The following is a 684-nucleotide window of genomic DNA, read 5'->3' as shown; positions in this document are numbered from 1 at the left end:
CGTTGCACCATACATTTCATCATCAAGAACATTCAAAATATGTTTATTATTTTCTGTATCCATAAATAGTTAATACGCCAACGCTATCCACCTCCGCTCAAAGTACAAGATGGCAGTGTTAGCCTATTTTTCTCCTCAATCGGTTAATTCCATAAGTTATTTTGAACGTAAAGATCATTAGTTTACTGTTAAACAAGACACTAGACTATTAGCATCAATCGGCTTATTGAGCACTTTGAATCCTGACCGTTTGAGACTTATCAATAAGTCTACTTCCGTATCCCCCGTCAGAATAATAATGTTCAAACGCTTTTCTTGAAGCATTATTTTGTTTGCGATATTGATACCTGTCTCTGAATCAGAGAGTCTATTATCCAAGATCACACAATCAAAATTATCAGAGCAATAAACGTTACTTGAGAAGAACTCCTGACCACTGCCAAATGCTTCGACTTCATGCCCAAGAGACTCCAATAAGAGCGTTATGCTATCCCTTACTGAGACATCATCATCAATAACGATAACCTTTAGAGGAGCAGTCTTGTTGGTTTGTTCAAGGTATTCATCAGATCTAGGTTTATATTCAACATATGGTAGCTTTAGAATAAATTCAGTACCCGAATTAGAAGACCTCATGTCTAATGAAACGCCTAGGAGTTCAGACAGCTGCTTTACGATTGCCAA

Annotated in this window: 1 protein-coding gene; it reads right to left on the bottom strand. The window is 37.0% G+C overall.

Features of this window, described 5'->3' with window-relative positions; translation table 11 throughout:
* Positions 1–177 precede the first annotated feature (177 nt).
* Positions 178–684, bottom strand: a 507-nt coding sequence (locus A3761_RS02660) for a response regulator (RefSeq protein ID WP_231881128.1), incomplete at its 5' end; no start/stop codon positions are given.

Source organism: Oleiphilus sp. HI0123, assembly GCF_001635315.1.
Note: the sequence above shows the minus strand (reverse complement) of the source record. Positions and strands in the feature narration are given on the sequence as shown.